At 55.6% G+C, this 18,233-nt stretch carries 12 protein-coding genes, 4 tRNA genes and 2 rRNA genes (1 of these 18 running past the window's edge); all 18 read right to left on the bottom strand.

Annotation, left to right across the window (positions count from 1 at the left end):
• Nucleotides 1-123: 123 nt before the first annotated feature.
• Nucleotides 124-4,323, bottom strand: coding sequence for a DNA-directed RNA polymerase subunit beta' (gene rpoC / locus PspS04_RS24625; RefSeq protein ID WP_095166164.1), 4,200 nt, complete (start codon nt 4,321-4,323; stop codon nt 124-126).
• A gap of 64 nt (nt 4,324-4,387) precedes the next feature.
• Entirely contained in the window at nt 4,388-8,461 is a 4,074-nt protein-coding gene (gene rpoB, locus PspS04_RS24630; protein ID WP_095166162.1) for a DNA-directed RNA polymerase subunit beta, read from the bottom strand.
• Nucleotides 8,462-8,681: 220 nt separating this feature from the next.
• Nucleotides 8,682-9,047 (bottom strand): 50S ribosomal protein L7/L12, encoded by a 366-nt coding sequence (rplL, locus tag PspS04_RS24635; protein ID WP_025215758.1) that lies wholly within the window; start codon nt 9,045-9,047, stop codon nt 8,682-8,684.
• 78 nt (nt 9,048-9,125) lie between these two features.
• Entirely contained in the window at nt 9,126-9,626 is a 501-nt protein-coding gene (rplJ, locus tag PspS04_RS24640; protein ID WP_003176433.1) for a 50S ribosomal protein L10, read from the bottom strand.
• 199 nt (nt 9,627-9,825) lie between these two features.
• Complete coding sequence (rplA, locus tag PspS04_RS24645) at nt 9,826-10,521, bottom strand: 50S ribosomal protein L1 (protein WP_003176434.1); 696 nt, start codon at nt 10,519-10,521, stop codon at nt 9,826-9,828.
• A complete protein-coding gene (gene rplK, locus PspS04_RS24650) occupies nt 10,521-10,952 on the bottom strand; it encodes a 50S ribosomal protein L11 (protein WP_007933726.1) in 432 nt (143 codons plus the stop codon). Before rplK ends, rplA begins: the two co-directional genes overlap by 1 nt.
• A 117-nt stretch (nt 10,953-11,069) precedes the next feature.
• Complete coding sequence (gene nusG, locus PspS04_RS24655; RefSeq protein ID WP_003186097.1) at nt 11,070-11,603, bottom strand: transcription termination/antitermination protein NusG; 534 nt, start codon at nt 11,601-11,603, stop codon at nt 11,070-11,072.
• A gap of 9 nt (nt 11,604-11,612) precedes the next feature.
• The gene (gene secE / locus PspS04_RS24660; protein WP_095166158.1) at nt 11,613-11,981 is read right to left on the bottom strand and encodes a preprotein translocase subunit SecE; all 369 of its coding nucleotides are present in this window, start codon (nt 11,979-11,981) and stop codon (nt 11,613-11,615) included.
• 45 nt (nt 11,982-12,026) lie between these two features.
• Nucleotides 12,027-12,102, bottom strand: a tRNA-Trp gene (locus PspS04_RS24665).
• Nucleotides 12,103-12,155: 53 nt separating this feature from the next.
• Nucleotides 12,156-13,349, bottom strand: coding sequence for an elongation factor Tu (tuf, locus tag PspS04_RS24670; RefSeq protein WP_010467251.1), 1,194 nt, complete (start codon nt 13,347-13,349; stop codon nt 12,156-12,158).
• Nucleotides 13,350-13,434: 85 nt separating this feature from the next.
• A tRNA-Thr gene (locus tag PspS04_RS24675) sits at nt 13,435-13,510 on the bottom strand.
• 26 nt (nt 13,511-13,536) lie between these two features.
• Nucleotides 13,537-13,610: transfer RNA gene (locus PspS04_RS24680), tRNA-Gly, on the bottom strand.
• Between the two features lie 25 nt (nt 13,611-13,635).
• Nucleotides 13,636-13,720 (bottom strand) — tRNA-Tyr (locus PspS04_RS24685).
• 142 nt (nt 13,721-13,862) lie between these two features.
• Entirely contained in the window at nt 13,863-14,309 is a 447-nt protein-coding gene (locus tag PspS04_RS24690; protein ID WP_095166156.1) for a hypothetical protein, read from the bottom strand.
• 7 nt (nt 14,310-14,316) lie between these two features.
• Nucleotides 14,317-15,066, bottom strand: coding sequence for a pantothenate kinase (locus PspS04_RS24695; RefSeq protein ID WP_159998191.1), 750 nt, complete (start codon nt 15,064-15,066; stop codon nt 14,317-14,319).
• Complete coding sequence (birA, locus tag PspS04_RS24700; protein ID WP_159998193.1) at nt 15,056-16,015, bottom strand: bifunctional biotin--[acetyl-CoA-carboxylase] ligase/biotin operon repressor BirA; 960 nt, start codon at nt 16,013-16,015, stop codon at nt 15,056-15,058. Before birA ends, PspS04_RS24695 begins: the two co-directional genes overlap by 11 nt.
• Before the next feature lie 136 nt (nt 16,016-16,151).
• Nucleotides 16,152-16,267: ribosomal RNA gene (gene rrf / locus PspS04_RS24705) — 5S ribosomal RNA — on the bottom strand.
• A gap of 170 nt (nt 16,268-16,437) precedes the next feature.
• A 23S ribosomal RNA gene (locus tag PspS04_RS24710) occupies nt 16,438-18,233 on the bottom strand; it runs 1,096 nt beyond the window's last position.

Here is an 18,233-nt window from a genome sequence, read left to right on the forward strand (position 1 = left end):
TCTAAAGAGGATCTTGCCCCCAGTCAAGGCAAGGCCCCAACCTCCCCACCCATCGAACCTCGACAAATTGTCAGGATTCGACGAACGGAGCGGTCAGGGCCTTACGCTCATTTATCGCAGAACTCAGTTACCGCTCGAGTTCAGCGCTTCGGTCAGTGCAGCTTCCACTTCACTGGCGCTTACGCGCAACGGTTTGTCAGCATCACGGCGACGCTTGCGCTCGCTGTGATAAGCCAGACCGGTACCAGCCGGGATCAGACGACCCACGACCACGTTTTCTTTCAGGCCGCGCAGGTAGTCGCGCTTGCCGGTTACCGCCGCTTCCGTCAGTACACGAGTGGTCTCTTGGAAAGAGGCCGCCGAGATGAACGATTCGGTGGACAACGACGCCTTGGTGATACCCAGCAGAACGCGAGTGAACTTGGAGACGAACTTGTCGTCGCCAGCCAAACGCTCGTTCTCGACCAGGACGTGAGTCAATTCCATCTGGTCGCCCTTGATGAAAGTGGAATCGCCGGATTCAGCGATTTCAACTTTACGCAGCATCTGACGCAGGATGGTCTCGATGTGCTTATCGTTGATCTTCACGCCTTGCAGACGGTAAACGTCCTGGATCTCGTTGACGATGTACTTGGCCAGCGCACTTACACCCAGCAGACGCAGGATGTCGTGTGGATCGCTCGGGCCGTCGGAGATAACTTCGCCGCGGTTTACCTGTTCGCCTTCGAAGACGTTCAGGTGACGCCACTTCGGAATCAGCTCTTCGTACGGATCGGTACCGTCGTTCGGAGTGATAACCAGACGGCGCTTGCCTTTGGTCTCTTTACCGAACGCGATGGTGCCGCTGACTTCAGCCAGAATCGAGGCTTCTTTCGGACGACGAGCTTCGAACAAGTCGGCAACACGCGGCAGACCACCGGTGATGTCACGGGTTTTCGAAGTCTCTTGCGGAATACGCGCGATAACATCACCGATCGCGATTTTCGCACCATCCGCTACGCCGACCAGGGCGTTTGCTGGCAGGAAGTACTGAGCAATTACGTCAGTGCCTGGCAGCAACAGATCCTTGCCGTTGTCGTCGACCATCTTCACGGCTGGACGGATGTCTTTACCGGCAGCTGGACGATCTTTGGCGTCGAGTACTTCAATGTTGGTCATACCGGTCAATTCGTCAGTCTGACGCTTGATCGTGATGCCTTCTTCCATGCCCACGTAGGTCACGGTACCTTTCATTTCGGTAACGATTGGGTGAGTGTGCGGATCCCACTTGGCCACGATTGCGCCAGCGTCGACCTTGTCACCCTCTTTAACCGAAATCACAGCACCGTACGGCAGCTTGTAGCGCTCACGCTCACGACCGTAGTCATCAGCGATCGCCAGCTCACCGGAACGGGACACAGCAACCAGGCAACCATCCACTCGCTCAACGTGCTTCAGGTTATGCAGACGGACGGTACCGCCATTCTTCACCTGAACGCTGTCGGCTGCGGAGGTCCGGCTTGCCGCACCACCGATGTGGAACGTACGCATGGTCAGCTGGGTACCCGGCTCACCGATGGACTGGGCAGCGATTACGCCGACCGCTTCACCGATGTTCACCTGGTGACCACGAGCCAGATCACGGCCGTAGCACTTGGCGCAGATGCCGTAGCGGGTTTCGCAGCTGATCGGCGAACGCACGATCACTTCGTCGATGCTGTTCAGCTCGATGAACTCGACCCACTTCTCGTCAACCAGGGTGCCAGCAGGAACGATGACGTCCTCGGTACCTGGTTTGAACACGTCACGGGCAATAACACGACCCAATACGCGCTCACCCAGCGGCTCTACAACGTCACCGCCTTCAATGTGCGGAGTCATCAGCAGGCCGTGCTCGGTACCGCAGTCGATCTCGGTTACAACCAGATCTTGTGCCACGTCTACCAGACGACGAGTCAGGTAACCGGAGTTAGCGGTTTTCAACGCGGTATCCGCCAGACCTTTACGAGCACCGTGAGTGGAGATGAAGTACTGGAGTACGCTCAAACCTTCACGGAAGTTCGCAGTGATCGGCGTTTCAATGATGGAACCGTCCGGCTTGGCCATCAGGCCACGCATACCGGCGAGCTGACGGATCTGCGCAGCAGAACCCCGTGCGCCCGAGTCGGCCATCATGTACATCGAGTTGAAGGACTCTTGCTCGACTTCGACGCCATGACGGTCGATGACTTTCTCTTTCGAGAGGTTGGCCATCATCGCCTTGGAAACTTCGTCGTTCGCCTTGGACCAAAGGTCGATCACTTTGTTGTACTTCTCGCCCTGGGTTACCAGGCCGGAGGCGTACTGACTTTCGATCTCTTTCACTTCATCGGTGGCTGCACTGATGATGCGGGCTTTTTCATCCGGGATAACGAAGTCGTTAACACCGATGGAAACGCCGGAAATGGTCGAATAGGCAAAACCGGTGTACATCAGCTGGTCAGCGAAGATCACGGTCTCTTTCAAACCAACCACGCGGTAGCACTGGTTGATCAGCTTGGAGATCGCCTTTTTCTTCATCGGCAGGTTGACGACATCGTACGACAGACCTTTCGGCACAACCTGGTACAACAAGGCACGGCCGACAGTGGTGTCGACGATACGAACGTTGCTCACGCTGCCGCCATCACGGTCGTTGACGGTTTCGTGGATGCGCACTTTGACCTTGGCGTGCAGTGCGGCTTCGCCGGCACGGAACACACGGTCAACTTCTTGCAGATCCGCGAACACACGACCTTCGCCCTTGGCGTTGATCGCTTCACGCGTCATGTAGTACAGACCCAATACAACGTCCTGCGACGGAACGATGATTGGCTCACCGTTGGCTGGCGACAGGATGTTGTTGGTCGACATCATCAACGCACGCGCTTCCAACTGGGCTTCCAGTGTCAGCGGTACGTGCACGGCCATTTGGTCGCCGTCGAAGTCGGCGTTGTACGCAGCACAGACCAGAGGGTGCAGCTGGATAGCCTTACCTTCGATCAGTACCGGTTCAAACGCCTGGATACCCAGACGGTGAAGGGTCGGTGCACGGTTGAGGAGAACCGGGTGTTCACGGATCACTTCAGCGAGAACGTCCCAAACCTCTGGCAGCTCGCGCTCGACCATTTTCTTGGCCGCTTTGATGGTGGTTGCGAGACCACGCATTTCCAGCTTGCCGAAAATGAACGGCTTGAACAGCTCGAGAGCCATTTTCTTCGGCAGACCGCACTGGTGCAGACGCAGGGTCGGGCCTACGGTAATTACCGAACGACCGGAGTAGTCAACACGCTTACCGAGCAAGTTCTGACGGAAACGACCCTGCTTACCCTTGATCATGTCAGCCAGGGATTTCAGAGGACGCTTGTTGGAACCGGTGATAGCGCGGCCACGACGACCGTTGTCGAGCAGTGCATCGACAGCTTCCTGCAACATACGCTTTTCGTTGCGCACGATGATGTCCGGAGCGGACAGATCAAGCAGGCGCTTCAAACGGTTGTTACGGTTGATCACTCGACGATACAGATCGTTGAGGTCGGAAGTCGCGAAGCGACCGCCATCCAGCGGGACCAGTGGACGCAGGTCTGGCGGCAGAACCGGCAGAACGGTCAGCACCATCCATTCTGGAAGGTTGCCGGAACCCTGAAAGGCTTCCATCAACTTCAGACGCTTGGACAGCTTCTTGATCTTGGTTTCCGAGTTGGTTTGCGGAATTTCTTCACGCAGGCGGCCAATCTCGTGCTCCAGGTCGATAGCGTGCAGCAGTTCGCGGACAGCTTCGGCACCCATGCGGGCATCAAAGTCGTCGCCGAACTCTTCCAGCGCTTCGAAGTACTGCTCGTCGTTGAGCAGCTGACCTTTTTCAAGGGTGGTCATGCCTGGATCGATAACGACGTAGCTCTCGAAGTAGAGAACGCGTTCGATATCACGCAGGGTCATGTCCATCAGCAAGCCGATACGCGACGGCAGCGATTTCAGGAACCAGATGTGGGCAACTGGCGAGGCCAGCTCGATGTGCGCCATGCGCTCACGACGAACTTTTGCCAGTGCAACTTCAACGCCGCACTTCTCGCAGATCACACCACGGTGCTTCAAGCGCTTGTACTTACCGCACAGGCACTCGTAATCCTTTACCGGGCCAAAGATCTTGGCGCAGAACAGGCCGTCACGCTCAGGTTTGAACGTACGGTAGTTGATGGTTTCCGGCTTTTTAACTTCACCGAACGACCACGAACGGATCATCTCAGGCGATGCCAATCCGATACGGATGGCGTCGAACTCTTCGACTTGACCCTGGTTTTTCAGCAAATTCAGTAGGTCTTTCAAGGCCTTTCCTCCTGGCGGAGCAGAGAGCGGGCAATCGCGCCCCGCTCTCGATTCACGTCACGTGTTATTCGGTTTCCAGATCGATATCGATGCCGAGGGAACGAATTTCTTTGATCAACACGTTGAAGGACTCGGGCATGCCCGGCTCCATACGGTGATCGCCGTCCACGATGTTTTTGTACATCTTGGTCCGGCCGTTCACATCGTCCGACTTCACTGTGAGCATTTCTTGCAGAGTGTATGCAGCACCGTATGCTTCCAGTGCCCAGACCTCCATCTCCCCGAAACGCTGACCACCGAACTGCGCCTTACCACCCAGCGGCTGCTGGGTAACCAGGCTGTACGAACCGGTAGAACGAGCGTGCATCTTGTCGTCTACCAAGTGGTTCAGCTTCAGCATGTACATGTAGCCAACGGTAACCGGGCGCTCGAACTTGTTGCCGGTACGGCCGTCGGTCAGCTGCATCTGGCCGCTTTCTGGCAGGTCTGCCAGTTTCAGCATGGCCTTGATTTCGCTTTCCTTGGCACCGTCGAACACTGGAGTGGCCATTGGTACGCCGCCACGCAGGTTTTTCGCCAGATCCAGGATTTCCTGGTCGGAGAAGTCATCAAGACTTTCCTGGCGCCCGCCGATCTCGTTGTAGATCTCGTGCAGGAACTTGCGCAGCTCGGCAACTTTACGCTGCTCTTCGATCATGCGGTTGATCTTCTCGCCCAGCCCCTTGGCCGCGAGGCCCAGGTGGGTTTCAAGAATCTGACCAACGTTCATACGCGAAGGTACGCCCAGTGGGTTGAGGACCACGTCGACCGGAGTGCCATTGGCATCGTGCGGCATGTCTTCAACCGGCATGATCACGGAGACCACACCTTTGTTACCGTGACGACCGGCCATCTTGTCGCCCGGCTGGATGCGGCGACGGATTGCCAGGTAAACCTTGACGATTTTCAGCACGCCTGGAGCCAGGTCATCGCCCTGCTGCAGTTTGCGCTTCTTGTCTTCGAACTTGTCGTCCAGCAGACGGCGGCGATCAACGATGTAGGCCTGGGCCTTCTCGAGCTGCTCGTTCAGAGCATCTTCAGCCATGCGCAGTTTGAACCACTGGCCGTGCTCAAGACCGTCGAGTACTTCGTCGGTGATCTCCTGACCTTTCTTCAGGCCGGCGCCGCCTTCGGCTTTGTGGCCGACCAGAGCGGAACGCAGACGTTCGAAAGTCGCGCCTTCAACGATACGGAACTCTTCGTTCAGATCCTTGCGGATCTCGTCGAGCTGAGTCTTCTCGATGGACAGAGCACGAGCATCACGCTCAACGCCGTCACGGGTGAAGACCTGTACGTCGATGACAGTGCCCTTGGTACCGGTTGGTACACGCAGGGATGTGTCTTTAACGTCGCTGGCTTTTTCACCGAAGATCGCACGCAGCAGTTTTTCTTCCGGAGTCAGCTGGGTCTCGCCTTTCGGAGTGACCTTACCCACCAGGATGTCGCCTGCGCCTACTTCAGCACCTACGTAAACGATACCGGCTTCGTCCAGCTTGTTCAGTGCCGCTTCACCCACGTTCGGGATGTCGGCAGTGATTTCCTCTGGCCCAAGCTTGGTGTCACGTGCCACACAGGTCAGTTCCTGGATGTGGATCGTGGTGAAGCGATCTTCCTGAACTACACGTTCCGACAGGCAGATGGAGTCTTCGAAGTTGAAGCCGTTCCATGCCATGAAGGCGATGCGCATGTTCTGACCCAGCGCCAGTTCACCCATGTCGGTGGACGGGCCGTCGGCCATGATATCGCTACGCTGAACCCGATCACCTTTACGCACCAGCGGACGCTGGTTGATGCAGGTGTTCTGGTTGGAGCGGGTGTACTTGGTCAGGTTGTAGATGTCGACACCAGCTTCGCCGGTTTCAACTTCGTCATCAGCAACACGAACCACGATACGGCTGGCGTCGACGGAATCGATAACGCCGCCACGACGAGCCACGACGCAAACGCCGGAGTCACGAGCTACGTTACGCTCCATGCCGGTACCGACCAGCGGCTTGTCAGCGCGCAGGGTGGGTACAGCTTGACGCTGCATGTTCGAACCCATCAACGCACGGTTGGCGTCATCGTGCTCGAGGAACGGGATCAGCGACGCTGCAACCGAAACTACCTGCTTCGGTGATACGTCCATCAGGGTGACGTCTTCCGGCGCCTTGACGGTGAACTCGTTTAGGTGACGAACAGCTACCAGCTCGTCGATCAGGACTTTCTTGTCGTTCATCGTGGCCGAAGCCTGAGCGATCACGTGATCAGCTTCTTCGATGGCGGACAGGAACACGATCTCGTCGGTAACCAGGGCGTCTTTCACCACACGGTACGGGCTCTCGAGGAAGCCGTACTGGTTGGTGCGCGCATAGGCCGCCAGGGAGTTGATCAGACCGATGTTCGGACCTTCCGGCGTTTCAATCGGGCAGACACGACCGTAGTGAGTCGGGTGTACGTCACGGACTTCAAAGCCAGCACGCTCACGAGTCAAACCGCCCGGGCCGAGTGCAGAGACACGACGCTTGTGGGTGATCTCGGACAGCGGGTTGTTCTGGTCCATGAACTGGGACAGCTGGCTGGAACCGAAGAACTCTTTCACCGCCGCAGCAACTGGCTTGGCGTTGATCAGGTCTTGCGGCATCAGGCCTTCGCTTTCAGCCATCGACAGACGCTCTTTGACCGCACGCTCAACACGTACCAGGCCAACGCGGAACTGGTTCTCGGCCATTTCGCCTACGCAGCGAACACGACGGTTACCCAGGTGGTCGATGTCATCGACGATGCCTTTACCGTTACGGATGTCGACCAGGGTCTTCAGTACCGCGACGATGTCTTCCTTGCACAGCACGCCCGAACCTTCGATCTCGGTACGACCGATACGACGGTTGAACTTCATCCGGCCGACCGCAGACAGGTCATAGCGCTCAGGGCTGAAGAACAGGTTGTTGAACAGGGTCTCGGCAGCGTCTTTGGTTGGCGGCTCGCCTGGACGCATCATGCGATAGATCTCGACCAGCGCTTCCAATTGGTTGCTGGTGGAGTCGATCTTCAGGGTGTCGGAGACGAACGGACCGCAGTCGATATCGTTGGTGTACAGAGTCTCGACGCGAACAACCTGGGCCTTAGCGATTTTCGCCAGGATTTCGGTGTTCAGCTCGGTGTTGCACTCTGCCAGGATTTCGCCGGTTGCCGGGTGCACGATGGCCTTGGCGGTAGTGCGGCCCAGGACGTAGTCCAGAGGCACTTCCAGGGTCTTGAGGCCGGCTTTTTCGATCTGGTTGATGTGGCGCGCAGTAATACGGCGACCAGCCTCAACGATGACCTTGCCCTTCTCGTCCTGAATATCAAGAACAGCGATTTCACCACGCAGACGCGAAGCAATCAGTTCCAGACTGAGGGTTTCGCCGCTCAGGTGGAAAACGTTGGTGGTGTAGAACGCGTCCAGCACTTCTTCAGTGGTATAGCCCAGCGCGCGCAGCAGTACCGATGCAGGCAGCTTGCGACGACGGTCGATACGCACGAATACGCAGTCTTTCGGGTCGAACTCGAAGTCCAGCCACGAACCGCGGTAAGGAATGATCCGCGCCGAGTACAGCAGTTTGCCAGAGCTGTGCGTCTTGCCACGGTCGTGGTCGAAGAACACGCCCGGGGAACGGTGCAGCTGGGAAACGATTACACGCTCGGTACCGTTGATTACGAAGGTACCGTTCTCAGTCATCAGGGGGATTTCACCCATGTAGACTTCTTGCTCTTTGATGTCCTTGATCGCTTTGTTCGACGATTCTTTGTCGAAAATGATCAGGCGCACTTTTACCCGCAAAGGTACGGCGTAAGTTACACCGCGCAATACGCATTCTTTGACATCAAATGCCGGTTCGCCCAGGCGATAACCGACGTACTCCAGCGCAGCATTGCCGGAGTAGCTGATGATCGGGAAAACGGATTTGAAGGCCGCATGCAGGCCCACGTCGCGGAACTGATCTTTAGTCGCTCCCGCTTGCAAGAATTCACGATACGAATCCAGCTGGATGGCCAGGAGGTAAGGCACATCCATGACGTCCGGCAACTTGCTAAAGTCCTTGCGGATACGTTTTTTCTCAGTATATGAGTAAGCCATCAGCGTTCCCCAGCTTGGTCACCTGCTTGTTTGGCCCCTCCCGACGGGAGCAGCCAGAAAATCGTGCAAACCCCATGGTTTGCGCCACCGCATCGGGTGGTTACAGCACGTTATCGACACCGACCCAATCGGCTGCCAATAACGGAAAAAGGCCGGTGGCAAGAGCCACCAGCCATCAGCCTTTCGCTTAACGCTCGGGCTGGAGACGCAAAGTCGAAGCTTACTTCAGCTCGACTTTAGCGCCTGCTTCTTCCAGAGTTGCTTTGGCTTTGTCAGCTGCGTCTTTCGAAACAGCTTCCAGAACCATGGCAGGAGCGCCGTCAACTACAGCCTTGGCTTCTTTCAGGCCCAGACCGGTCAGTTCACGTACTGCCTTGATCACGTTTACTTTCTTCTCGCCAGCTTCGGTCAGCATGACGTTGAATTCGGTTTGCTCTTCAACAACGGCGGCAGCAGCAGCTGGACCAGCCGATGCAGCAGCAGCGGAAACGCCGAATTTTTCTTCGAAAGCTTTGATCAGCTCAACAACCTGCAGAACCGACATTTCAGCTACGGCGTTGAGGATATCGTCTTGGGAGATAGACATTGCTGTATTTCCTGAATTGGGGGACGGCCTACGCGGCCATCGAAATAAACAAAAATACGCGAGAGAAAGTGCTCAGCCTTAGGCTGCGGCAGCTTCTTTTTGCTCGCGAACTGCAGCCAGAGTACGAGCCAACTTGCTGGTAGCGCCTTGAATCACGCTCATCAGCTGAGAAATAGCTTCGTTACGGGTCGGCAGTGTTGCCAGTACGTCGATTTGGTTAGCTGCGAGGAACTTGCCCTCGAACGCAGCTGCCTTGATCTCGAACTTATCCTGACTCTTGGCGAATTCCTTGAACAAACGGGCAGCAGCGCCTGGATGATCTTTGGAGAACGCGATCAGAGTCGGGCCGGTGAACACGTCGTTGAGGACACTGTATTCAGTGTCAGCAACAGCGCGTTTGAGCAGGGTGTTACGTACAACACGTACGTATACGCCAGCTTCACGAGCCTCTTTACGGAGTCCGGTCATAGCGCCTACTGTCACACCACGGGCATCAGCCACGACAGCGGACAGAGCAGCTTTGGCAGCCTCGTTGACTTCAGCGACGATGGCCTTCTTGTCTTCGAGATTAATTGCCACGGGTTTAACTCCTGCTTGTTACCGTTTCATCTGGCCGGAGCCGGATGTCGTTTTGGTGTCTGATTCGGTAAGGAACCGGGAGCACCATCTGCGTAGGCTTGTGGTTTAAGACTTACGTCGCCTACGGTCTTGGATAGCCCCCGCCAGGCAGGGACCCCAATTTTTTCAATTGGCGTGATTTCTCACGCCAATGTATTGCTTATACGTCCAGCGAGCCTTGGTCGATGACCAGACCTGGGCCCATAGTGGTGCTCAGGGTAACGCGCTTGACGTAGATACCTTTCGAGGAAGCTGGCTTGATACGCTTCAGATCAGCGATCAGGGCTTCAACGTTTTCCTTCAGCTTGACGGCGTCGAAACCGACTTTGCCAACGGAAGTGTGGATGATGCCGTTTTTGTCGGTGCGATAACGAACCTGACCAGCCTTGGCGTTTTTAACCGCGGTAGCTACGTCTGGAGTTACGGTGCCGACTTTAGGGTTAGGCATCAGACCACGTGGACCGAGGATCTGACCCAACTGACCTACAACGCGCATTGCATCCGGGGAAGCAATAACGACGTCATAGTTCAGGTCGCCGCCTTTCATTTCGGCAGCCAGGTCGTCCATGCCAACGCGATCGGCGCCAGCGGCCAGAGCAGCTTCAGCTGCCGGGCCTTGGGTGAAGACAGCAACACGTACAGTCTTGCCAGTACCGTGTGGCAGCACAGTAGCGCTACGAACGACCTGGTCGGATTTACGTGGGTCAACGCCCAGGTTTACAGCAACGTCAACGGACTCGCTGAACTTGACAGTCGACAGCTCGGTCAGCAGGGCAGCAGCGTCTACAAAGTTGTAGGACTTGCCCGCTTCGATTTTGCCGGCGATAGCCTTTTGGCGCTTGGTCAGCTTAGCCATTACACACCCTCCACGTTAAGGCCCATGCTACGAGCAGAACCGGCGATAGTACGCACGGCTGCTTCCATATCAGCTGCAGTCAGATCCGCGTTTTTGGTTTTCGCGATTTCTTCCAGCTGAGCACGAGTTACGGTGCCAACCTTAACGGTGTTAGGACGAGCGGAACCGCTAGTCAGACCAGCAGCCTTCTTCAGCAGAACCGAAGCAGGGGTCGACTTGGTTTCGAACGTGAAGCTACGGTCGCTGTAGACAGTGATGATCACTGGAGTCGGCAGACCTGGCTCAAGACCCTGAGTACGGGCGTTGAAAGCCTTGCAGAATTCCATGATGTTCACGCCGTGCTGACCCAGGGCCGGACCAACAGGTGGGCTTGGGTTAGCCTGAGCGGCCTTCACTTGCAGCTTGATGTAAGCGGTAATCTTCTTGGCCATGAGGCACTCCAATTACGGGTTCAAACGCCTCGAAAGGCTCCCCGGTTACTTGCGCGTTTATCCCAGTGACGACAAAACCCCACAGCCTAGGGCTGCGGGGTTGGGATGCTTGTTCGGCTAGACCTTTTCGACCTGGCTGAACTCTAGCTCTACCGGAGTAGAGCGACCGAAAATGAGCACTGCCACTTGGATCCGGCTCTTTTCGTAGTTAACTTCTTCGACCGTGCCATTGAAATCGGCAAACGGACCGTCGGTGACACGAACCACTTCGCCCGGCTCGAACAACGTCTTCGGCTTCGGCTTGTCGCTACCATCAGCAACACGACGCAGAATCGCTTCTGCCTCTTTATCAGTGATCGGTGCAGGTTTATCAGCGGTACCGCCGATGAAACCCATCACCCGAGGAGTGTCCTTGACCAAGTGCCAAGTACCCTCGTTCATATCCATCTGGACCAGCACATAACCAGGGAAGAATTTGCGCTCGCTTTTGCGTTTCTGGCCATTACGCATTTCAACCACTTCTTCAGTGGGAACCAGAATTTCGCCGAAGCCATCTTCCATGCCAGCCAGCTTTACGCGCTCTACCAACGAGCGCATGACATGCTTCTCGTAACCCGAGTAAGCATGCACAACGTACCAACGCTTAGCCACGGGACACCCTTAGCCAACAATCAAGGAAACAAGCCAACCGAGCAGGGAATCAAGCCCCCACAACAGCAACGCCATAACCAGAACAACAGCCACCACAATCAGGGTGGTCTGCGTGGTTTCTTGGCGAGTTGGCCACACGACTTTACGAATCTCGGTGCGAGCTTCCTTAACCAGTACAAAGAAAGACTTGCCCTTCGCTGTTTGCAGGCCTACAAAGGCAGCTGCAGCAGCAATAGCAAGCAAAGCGAGTACACGGTACAGGATCGGCGAAGCAGAGTAATACTGATTGCCAACAACGCCAACAACCACCAAAGCAGCTACTACTAGCCACTTAAGCAGATCGAAGCGAGAGCCTTGAGCTTCAGCCTTAGGAGTCATCTATGAAGATCCTGTGAAAAGAAAGCCAGACACACTGAGTGAATCTGGCAGGTCAGGAGGGAATCGAACCCCCAACCTACGGTTTTGGAGACCGTCGCTCTGCCAATTGAGCTACTGACCTAAAACAAAATCAGGCCGACCATTATGCCGGCCTGAAAAAGACATTACAACAACTTACTCGATTACTTTGGCTACGACGCCAGCGCCGACGGTACGACCGCCTTCACGGATAGCGAAACGCAGACCATCTTCCATCGCGATGGTTTTGATCAGAGTGACAGTCATCTGGATGTTGTCACCTGGCATTACCATTTCGACGCCTTCCGGCAGTTCGCAGTTACCGGTCACATCAGTGGTCCGGAAGTAGAACTGTGGACGGTAGCCTTTGAAGAATGGCGTATGACGACCACCCTCTTCCTTGCTCAGAACGTAAACCTCTGCAGTGAACTTGGTGTGCGGCTTGACAGTACCCGGCTTGACCAGGACCTGACCACGCTCAACGTCATCACGCTTGGTGCCACGCAGCAGGACGCCGCAGTTCTCACCAGCACGACCTTCGTCCAGCAACTTGCGGAACATCTCAACACCCGTGCAAGTTGTCTTGACCGTGTCACGAAGACCAACGATCTCAACTTCTTCCTGGATGCGAACAATGCCACGCTCAACACGACCAGTCACAACCGTACCACGACCAGAGATCGAGAATACGTCTTCAATTGGCATCAGGAACGGCTTGTCGATAGCACGCTCAGGCTGCGGAATATAAGTATCCAGGGTCTCGACCAACTTCTTGACGGCAGTAGTACCCATCTCGTTGTCGTCTTGACCATTCAGCGCCATCAGCGCCGAACCAATGATGATCGGAGTGTCGTCACCCGGGAAATCGTAGGTGCTGAGCAAATCACGCACCTCCATCTCAACCAGCTCCAGCAGCTCAGCGTCGTCAACCATGTCAGCCTTGTTCAGGAAGACCACGATGTACGGAACGCCTACCTGGCGGGACAACAGGATGTGCTCACGGGTTTGCGGCATCGGACCATCAGCGGCCGAGCAAACCAGAATTGCGCCATCCATCTGAGCAGCACCGGTAATCATGTTTTTTACGTAGTCGGCGTGACCTGGGCAGTCCACGTGTGCGTAGTGACGCACGGCCGAATCGTACTCAACGTGAGCGGTGTTAATGGTAATGCCACGAGCTTTTTCTTCAGGGGCGCTATCGATCTTGTCGAAGTCGACCTTCGCCGAACCGAACACTTCGGAGCAGACACGAGTCAGAGCAGCAGTCAGAGTAGTTTTGCCGTGGTCGACGTGACCAATGGTGCCTACGTTGACGTGCGGCTTATTACGTTCGAACTTTTCCTTAGCCATCGAATTCACCCCTACAGAGAAGAATTAAACAAGTCACACTAGCCATTAAAACAAAGGCAGATATTTTCATATCTGCCTTGTTATATGGAGCTCTTGAGCGGATTTGAACCGCTGACCTCACCCTTACCAAGGGTGTGCTCTACCAACTGAGCTACAAGAGCGAAACACTTTGCACAACCTGCAAACTTGGAGCGGGTAGCGGGAATCGAACCCGCATCATCAGCTTGGAAGGCTGAGGTTCTACCACTAAACTATACCCGCGTAAGCTTGCAGCTCACGCTAAAAATGGTGGAGGGGGAAGGATTCGAACCTTCGAAGTCGTAGACGTCAGATTTACAGTCTGATCCCTTTGGCCGCTCGGGAACCCCTCCTAAGCGAGCCGGCATTCTACATCATGCCAGCCTTCTGTCAAGCATTTTCTCATTAAAAACCTGAGGTTAGCTGCGTTGACCGTGCTTCGCGATGTTTGCCGTTAAAGGCCTTCACTGCGTAGCGGGCGCCATTCTATGCAACCTATTGAGCAGTTGCAACCCCCTCGCACCGCATTATTTTATGTTTTAACTCATTGAATTCATTAACAAGCTTCTGCAAGGCAGCGTCATCGGCCAAATGCCGGGTTTGCGGGGATACGCGCATCCAGAAGCCGGCTGAATCTGGCAGCGAAGTTGCCAGCTGTTGCACCTTGATATCGAGCGCAGCCAGCCGCCCCTCGAATGCCCTGGCCGTCTCCTGGCGAGCAAATCCGCCCAGGTACAGGCAGCTCTCATCCGCCGACTCAGCCCTGGACGTGTCGCGCGCCACTGCGGAGCTCCTGGTTTCACTCAACAGCCGGATATCCTGCTGCGACCCCTTATACAAACTTAGCGGAGTAACGTCCTTGGCACGCAAGGGCACCTCCTGCTGATGCCAGACGTAATAGAAGACGTTAAGAACCAACAACAGCAGAAACAACCAACGCATAAGAACCTCAGGACAATGGACAGGCCATGGCCAGACCCACGAATACAAGATCCGGCACTACCCGCGCTTGCGGGACGACGCCGGACACCAGGTCCGCGTCGCCGCCGGTGAGAAACACGCTGAAATCTTCGCCCCAGTACTCACGCGCCAGTTCCAGCTGAGTCAGGACAAACCCACGCAGCATCAATGAACAGCCACGCTCTACCGCCTCAACCGTATTACGACCCGGCGCGAAACTTTCCAGCGCCCGAGAGGCCGCGATGTCGTCATAACGAATGCGCCGGGTGTGCGTGCGTAATTGATGACGCATCAGCGGCATACCCGGGCAAATGAAGCCCCCCAGGTGCTTGCCATCAGCAGCAATGAAGTCGGCTGTCAGTGCCGTACCGAAATCCAGTACCAGACAGGCCCCTGCGGCCAGGTGATAGGCGCCGAGCATGGCCAACCAGCGATCGAGGCCGAGTCGCTGAAAATCCTCGTAACCATTCTCAACCCCGGACATCGACCTGGACGGCGCCGCACACAGCGCGAAAACACCAAATGCATCGGCCAATGCCGTCACCAACGCTGCCGTTTCATCATTGGTGCGCACACTGACCAGGCGACAGTACTTGAGATCCAGCCCCACACAGCCGCGCAGACCCTCCAGCAGGGCCAGGTCCGAGTCCACCACACCCTCGGCAAACAGATGCGTGGCGTCTGCATGCAGCACGCGCCACTTGATAAAGCTATTCCCACAGTCGAGCTCAAGAATCATCGCGCAGCCTCAAACTTAGCTCGCCACCACTAAAAACCTTTTCCACGCCGTCGACTTTCAAGCGCAGCGCACCTTGCCCGTCGATACCCATCACCACACCATCAATCCGGTTCACCCCGGCAATCAGCGATACCGCACGCCCTTGCCAGAGGTGACCTTGCTCCCACTGCGCCTGCAGCACCGAAAAACCTGCAGACTGGTGACGATTAAGGTGTTCCTGGAGCACACCACCGAGGTGTGCCACCAGCAGATTACGATCAAACCCCTTGCCCGCCTCCAAGTACATGGAGGTCCACTGCTGATCGACCTCATCAGCCTCCTGCATATTCACGTTGATCCCCACACCCAGGACAACGTGGCACACATCAGCAGGATCTCCGACCAACTCCAACAATATGCCGGCGATCTTTTTCTCGCCAACCAGTACATCATTGGGCCACTTCAACCCCGCCCCAGCAATGCCCAGGTCTCTCAAAGTCTGCATCACGGCAAGGCCTACCACCAGGCTCAAGCCCTCCAACTGGCGCATACCACCATCGATACGCAGCACTAGGCTGTAGTAAAGGTTTTCGGCAAAGGGACTGACCCACTTGCGACCCCGGCGACCACGACCGGCCGTTTGCCGCTCCGCAAGCACCAGGAACGGCGCCGCCATCCCCCGCTCGATTGAACGCAGGGCTTCGGCATTGGTTGAATCAAGCGAGTCAAAGACCAGCACCGGCCATTGACTGGACGGCGAATGCTCAGCGACCCCGGCCGGATCGAGCAGCGTCAGGGGCGCGCGCAACTGATAGCCGCGACCGCGCACCTTATGAATAGTGAGACCCAACTCCGCCTCGAGATGCTGGAGTTGCTTCCAAACAGCACTCCGGCTGATCCCCAGAGCAACGCCAAGCGCTTGCCCGGAATGGAAACGACCATCTTTCAAGAGTTTTAACAACGTCAGCATGCAAGTATCGCCTCACAATGAGGCCCGCATGATAGCCATGCCCCGAGCTGTTGCATAGAAACCCTATACGCCAACTTTCTCGCGGACAAAAACAAAACCCCTACCTGCATACGCAGATAGGGGTTTCGGAATTTAATCTTGACGATGACCTACTCTCACATGGGGAAACCCCACACTACCATCGGCGATGCATCGTTTCACTGCTGAGTTCGGGATGGGATCAGGTGGTTCCAATGCTCTATGGTCGTCAAGAAATTCGGGTACTGAGTCGTGGCCAGATGGCCTCGCTTCAGCAAATTGGGGATGTGATAGCTTTCGGTGTTGTGCGCTGCTTTGAGCAGATTCGAACTTTCGGTTCGTTTCGTCTTCACACACCGCAATCTGATGCTCCTTTCGAAGTAGTCAAATTGCTTGGGTGTTATATGGTCAAGCCTCACGGGCAATTAGTATTGGTTAGCTCAACGCCTCACAGCGCTTACACACCCAACCTATCAACGTCGTAGTCTTCGACGGCCCTTCAGGGGACTCAAGGTCCCAGTGAGATCTCATCTTGAGGCTAGTTTCCCGCTTAGATGCTTTCAGCGGTTATCTATTCCGAACATAGCTACCCGGCAATGCCACTGGCGTGACAACCGGAACACCAGAGGTTCGTCCACTCCGGTCCTCTCGTACTAGGAGCAGCCCCTCTCAAATCTCAAACGTCCACGGCAGATAGGGACCGAACTGTCTCACGACGTTCTAAACCCAGCTCGCGTACCACTTTAAATGGCGAACAGCCATACCCTTGGGACCGGCTTCAGCCCCAGGATGTGATGAGCCGACATCGAGGTGCCAAACACCGCCGTCGATATGAACTCTTGGGCGGTATCAGCCTGTTATCCCCGGAGTACCTTTTATCCGTTGAGCGATGGCCCTTCCATACAGAACCACCGGATCACTAAGACCTACTTTCGTACCTGCTCGACGTGTCTGTCTCGCAGTCAAGCGCGCTTTTGCCTTTATACTCTACGACCGATTTCCGACCGGTCTGAGCGCACCTTCGTACTCCTCCGTTACTCTTTAGGAGGAGACCGCCCCAGTCAAACTACCCACCATACACTGTCCTCGATCCGGATAACGGACCTGAGTTAGAACCTCAAAGTTGCCAGGGTGGTATTTCAAGGTTGGCTCCACGCAGACTGGCGTCCACGCTTCAAAGCCTCCCACCTATCCTACACAAGCAAATTCAAAGTCCAGTGCAAAGCTATAGTAAAGGTTCACGGGGTCTTTCCGTCTAGCCGCGGATACACTGCATCTTCACAGCGATTTCAATTTCACTGAGTCTCGGGTGGAGACAGCGCCGCCATCGTTACGCCATTCGTGCAGGTCGGAACTTACCCGACAAGGAATTTCGCTACCTTAGGACCGTTATAGTTACGGCCGCCGTTTACCGGGGCTTCGATCAAGAGCTTCGCGTTAGCTAACCCCATCAATTAACCTTCCGGCACCGGGCAGGCGTCACACCCTATACGTCCACTTTCGTGTTTGCAGAGTGCTGTGTTTTTAATAAACAGTCGCAGCGGCCTGGTATCTTCGACCGGCGTGGGCTTACGGAGCAAGTCCTTCACCCTCACCGGCGCACCTTCTCCCGAAGTTACGGTGCCATTTTGCCTAGTTCCTTCACCCGAGTTCTCTCAAGCGCCTTGGTATTCTCTACCCAACCACCTGTGTCGGTTTGGGGTACGGTTCCTGGTTACCTGAAGCTTAGAAGCTTTTCTTGGAAGCATGGCATCAACCACTTCGTGTTCTAAAAGAACACTCGTCATCAGCTCTCGGCCTTAGAATCCCGGATTTACCTAAGATTCCAGCCTACCACCTTAAACTTGGACAACCAACGCCAAGCTGGCCTAGCCTTCTCCGTCCCTCCATCGCAATAACCAGAAGTACAGGAATATTAACCTGTTTTCCATCGACTACGCTTTTCAGCCTCGCCTTAGGGACCGACTAACCCTGCGTCGATTAACGTTGCGCAGGAAACCTTGGTCTTTCGGCGTGGGTGTTTTTCACACCCATTGTCGTTACTCATGTCAGCATTCGCACTTCTGATACCTCCAGCAAGCTTCTCAACTCACCTTCACAGGCTTACAGAACGCTCCTCTACCGCATCACCTAAGTGATACCCGTAGCTTCGGTGTATGGTTTGAGCCCCGTTACATCTTCCGCGCAGGCCGACTCGACT

The sequence above is a fragment of the Pseudomonas sp. S04 genome (assembly GCF_009834545.1).
Classification (GTDB): Bacteria; Pseudomonadota; Gammaproteobacteria; order Pseudomonadales; family Pseudomonadaceae; genus Aquipseudomonas.

Coding starts and splice junctions, on each gene's coding strand:
- rplL (WP_025215758.1), bottom strand. CDS start 9,047: ATGTCTATCTCCCAAGACGATATCCTCAACGCCGTAGCTGAAATGTCG.
- tuf (WP_010467251.1), bottom strand. CDS start 13,349: ATGGCTAAGGAAAAGTTCGAACGTAATAAGCCGCACGTCAACGTAGGC.
- rplA (WP_003176434.1), bottom strand. CDS start 10,521: ATGGCTAAGCTGACCAAGCGCCAAAAGGCTATCGCCGGCAAAATCGAA.
- PspS04_RS24690 (WP_095166156.1), bottom strand. CDS start 14,309: ATGCGTTGGTTGTTTCTGCTGTTGTTGGTTCTTAACGTCTTCTATTAC.
- PspS04_RS24695 (WP_159998191.1), bottom strand. CDS start 15,066: ATGATTCTTGAGCTCGACTGTGGGAATAGCTTTATCAAGTGGCGCGTG.
- rpoB (WP_095166162.1), bottom strand. CDS start 8,461: ATGGCTTACTCATATACTGAGAAAAAACGTATCCGCAAGGACTTTAGC.
- secE (WP_095166158.1), bottom strand. CDS start 11,981: ATGACTCCTAAGGCTGAAGCTCAAGGCTCTCGCTTCGATCTGCTTAAG.
- rplK (WP_007933726.1), bottom strand. CDS start 10,952: ATGGCCAAGAAGATTACCGCTTACATCAAGCTGCAAGTGAAGGCCGCT.
- birA (WP_159998193.1), bottom strand. CDS start 16,015: ATGCTGACGTTGTTAAAACTCTTGAAAGATGGTCGTTTCCATTCCGGG.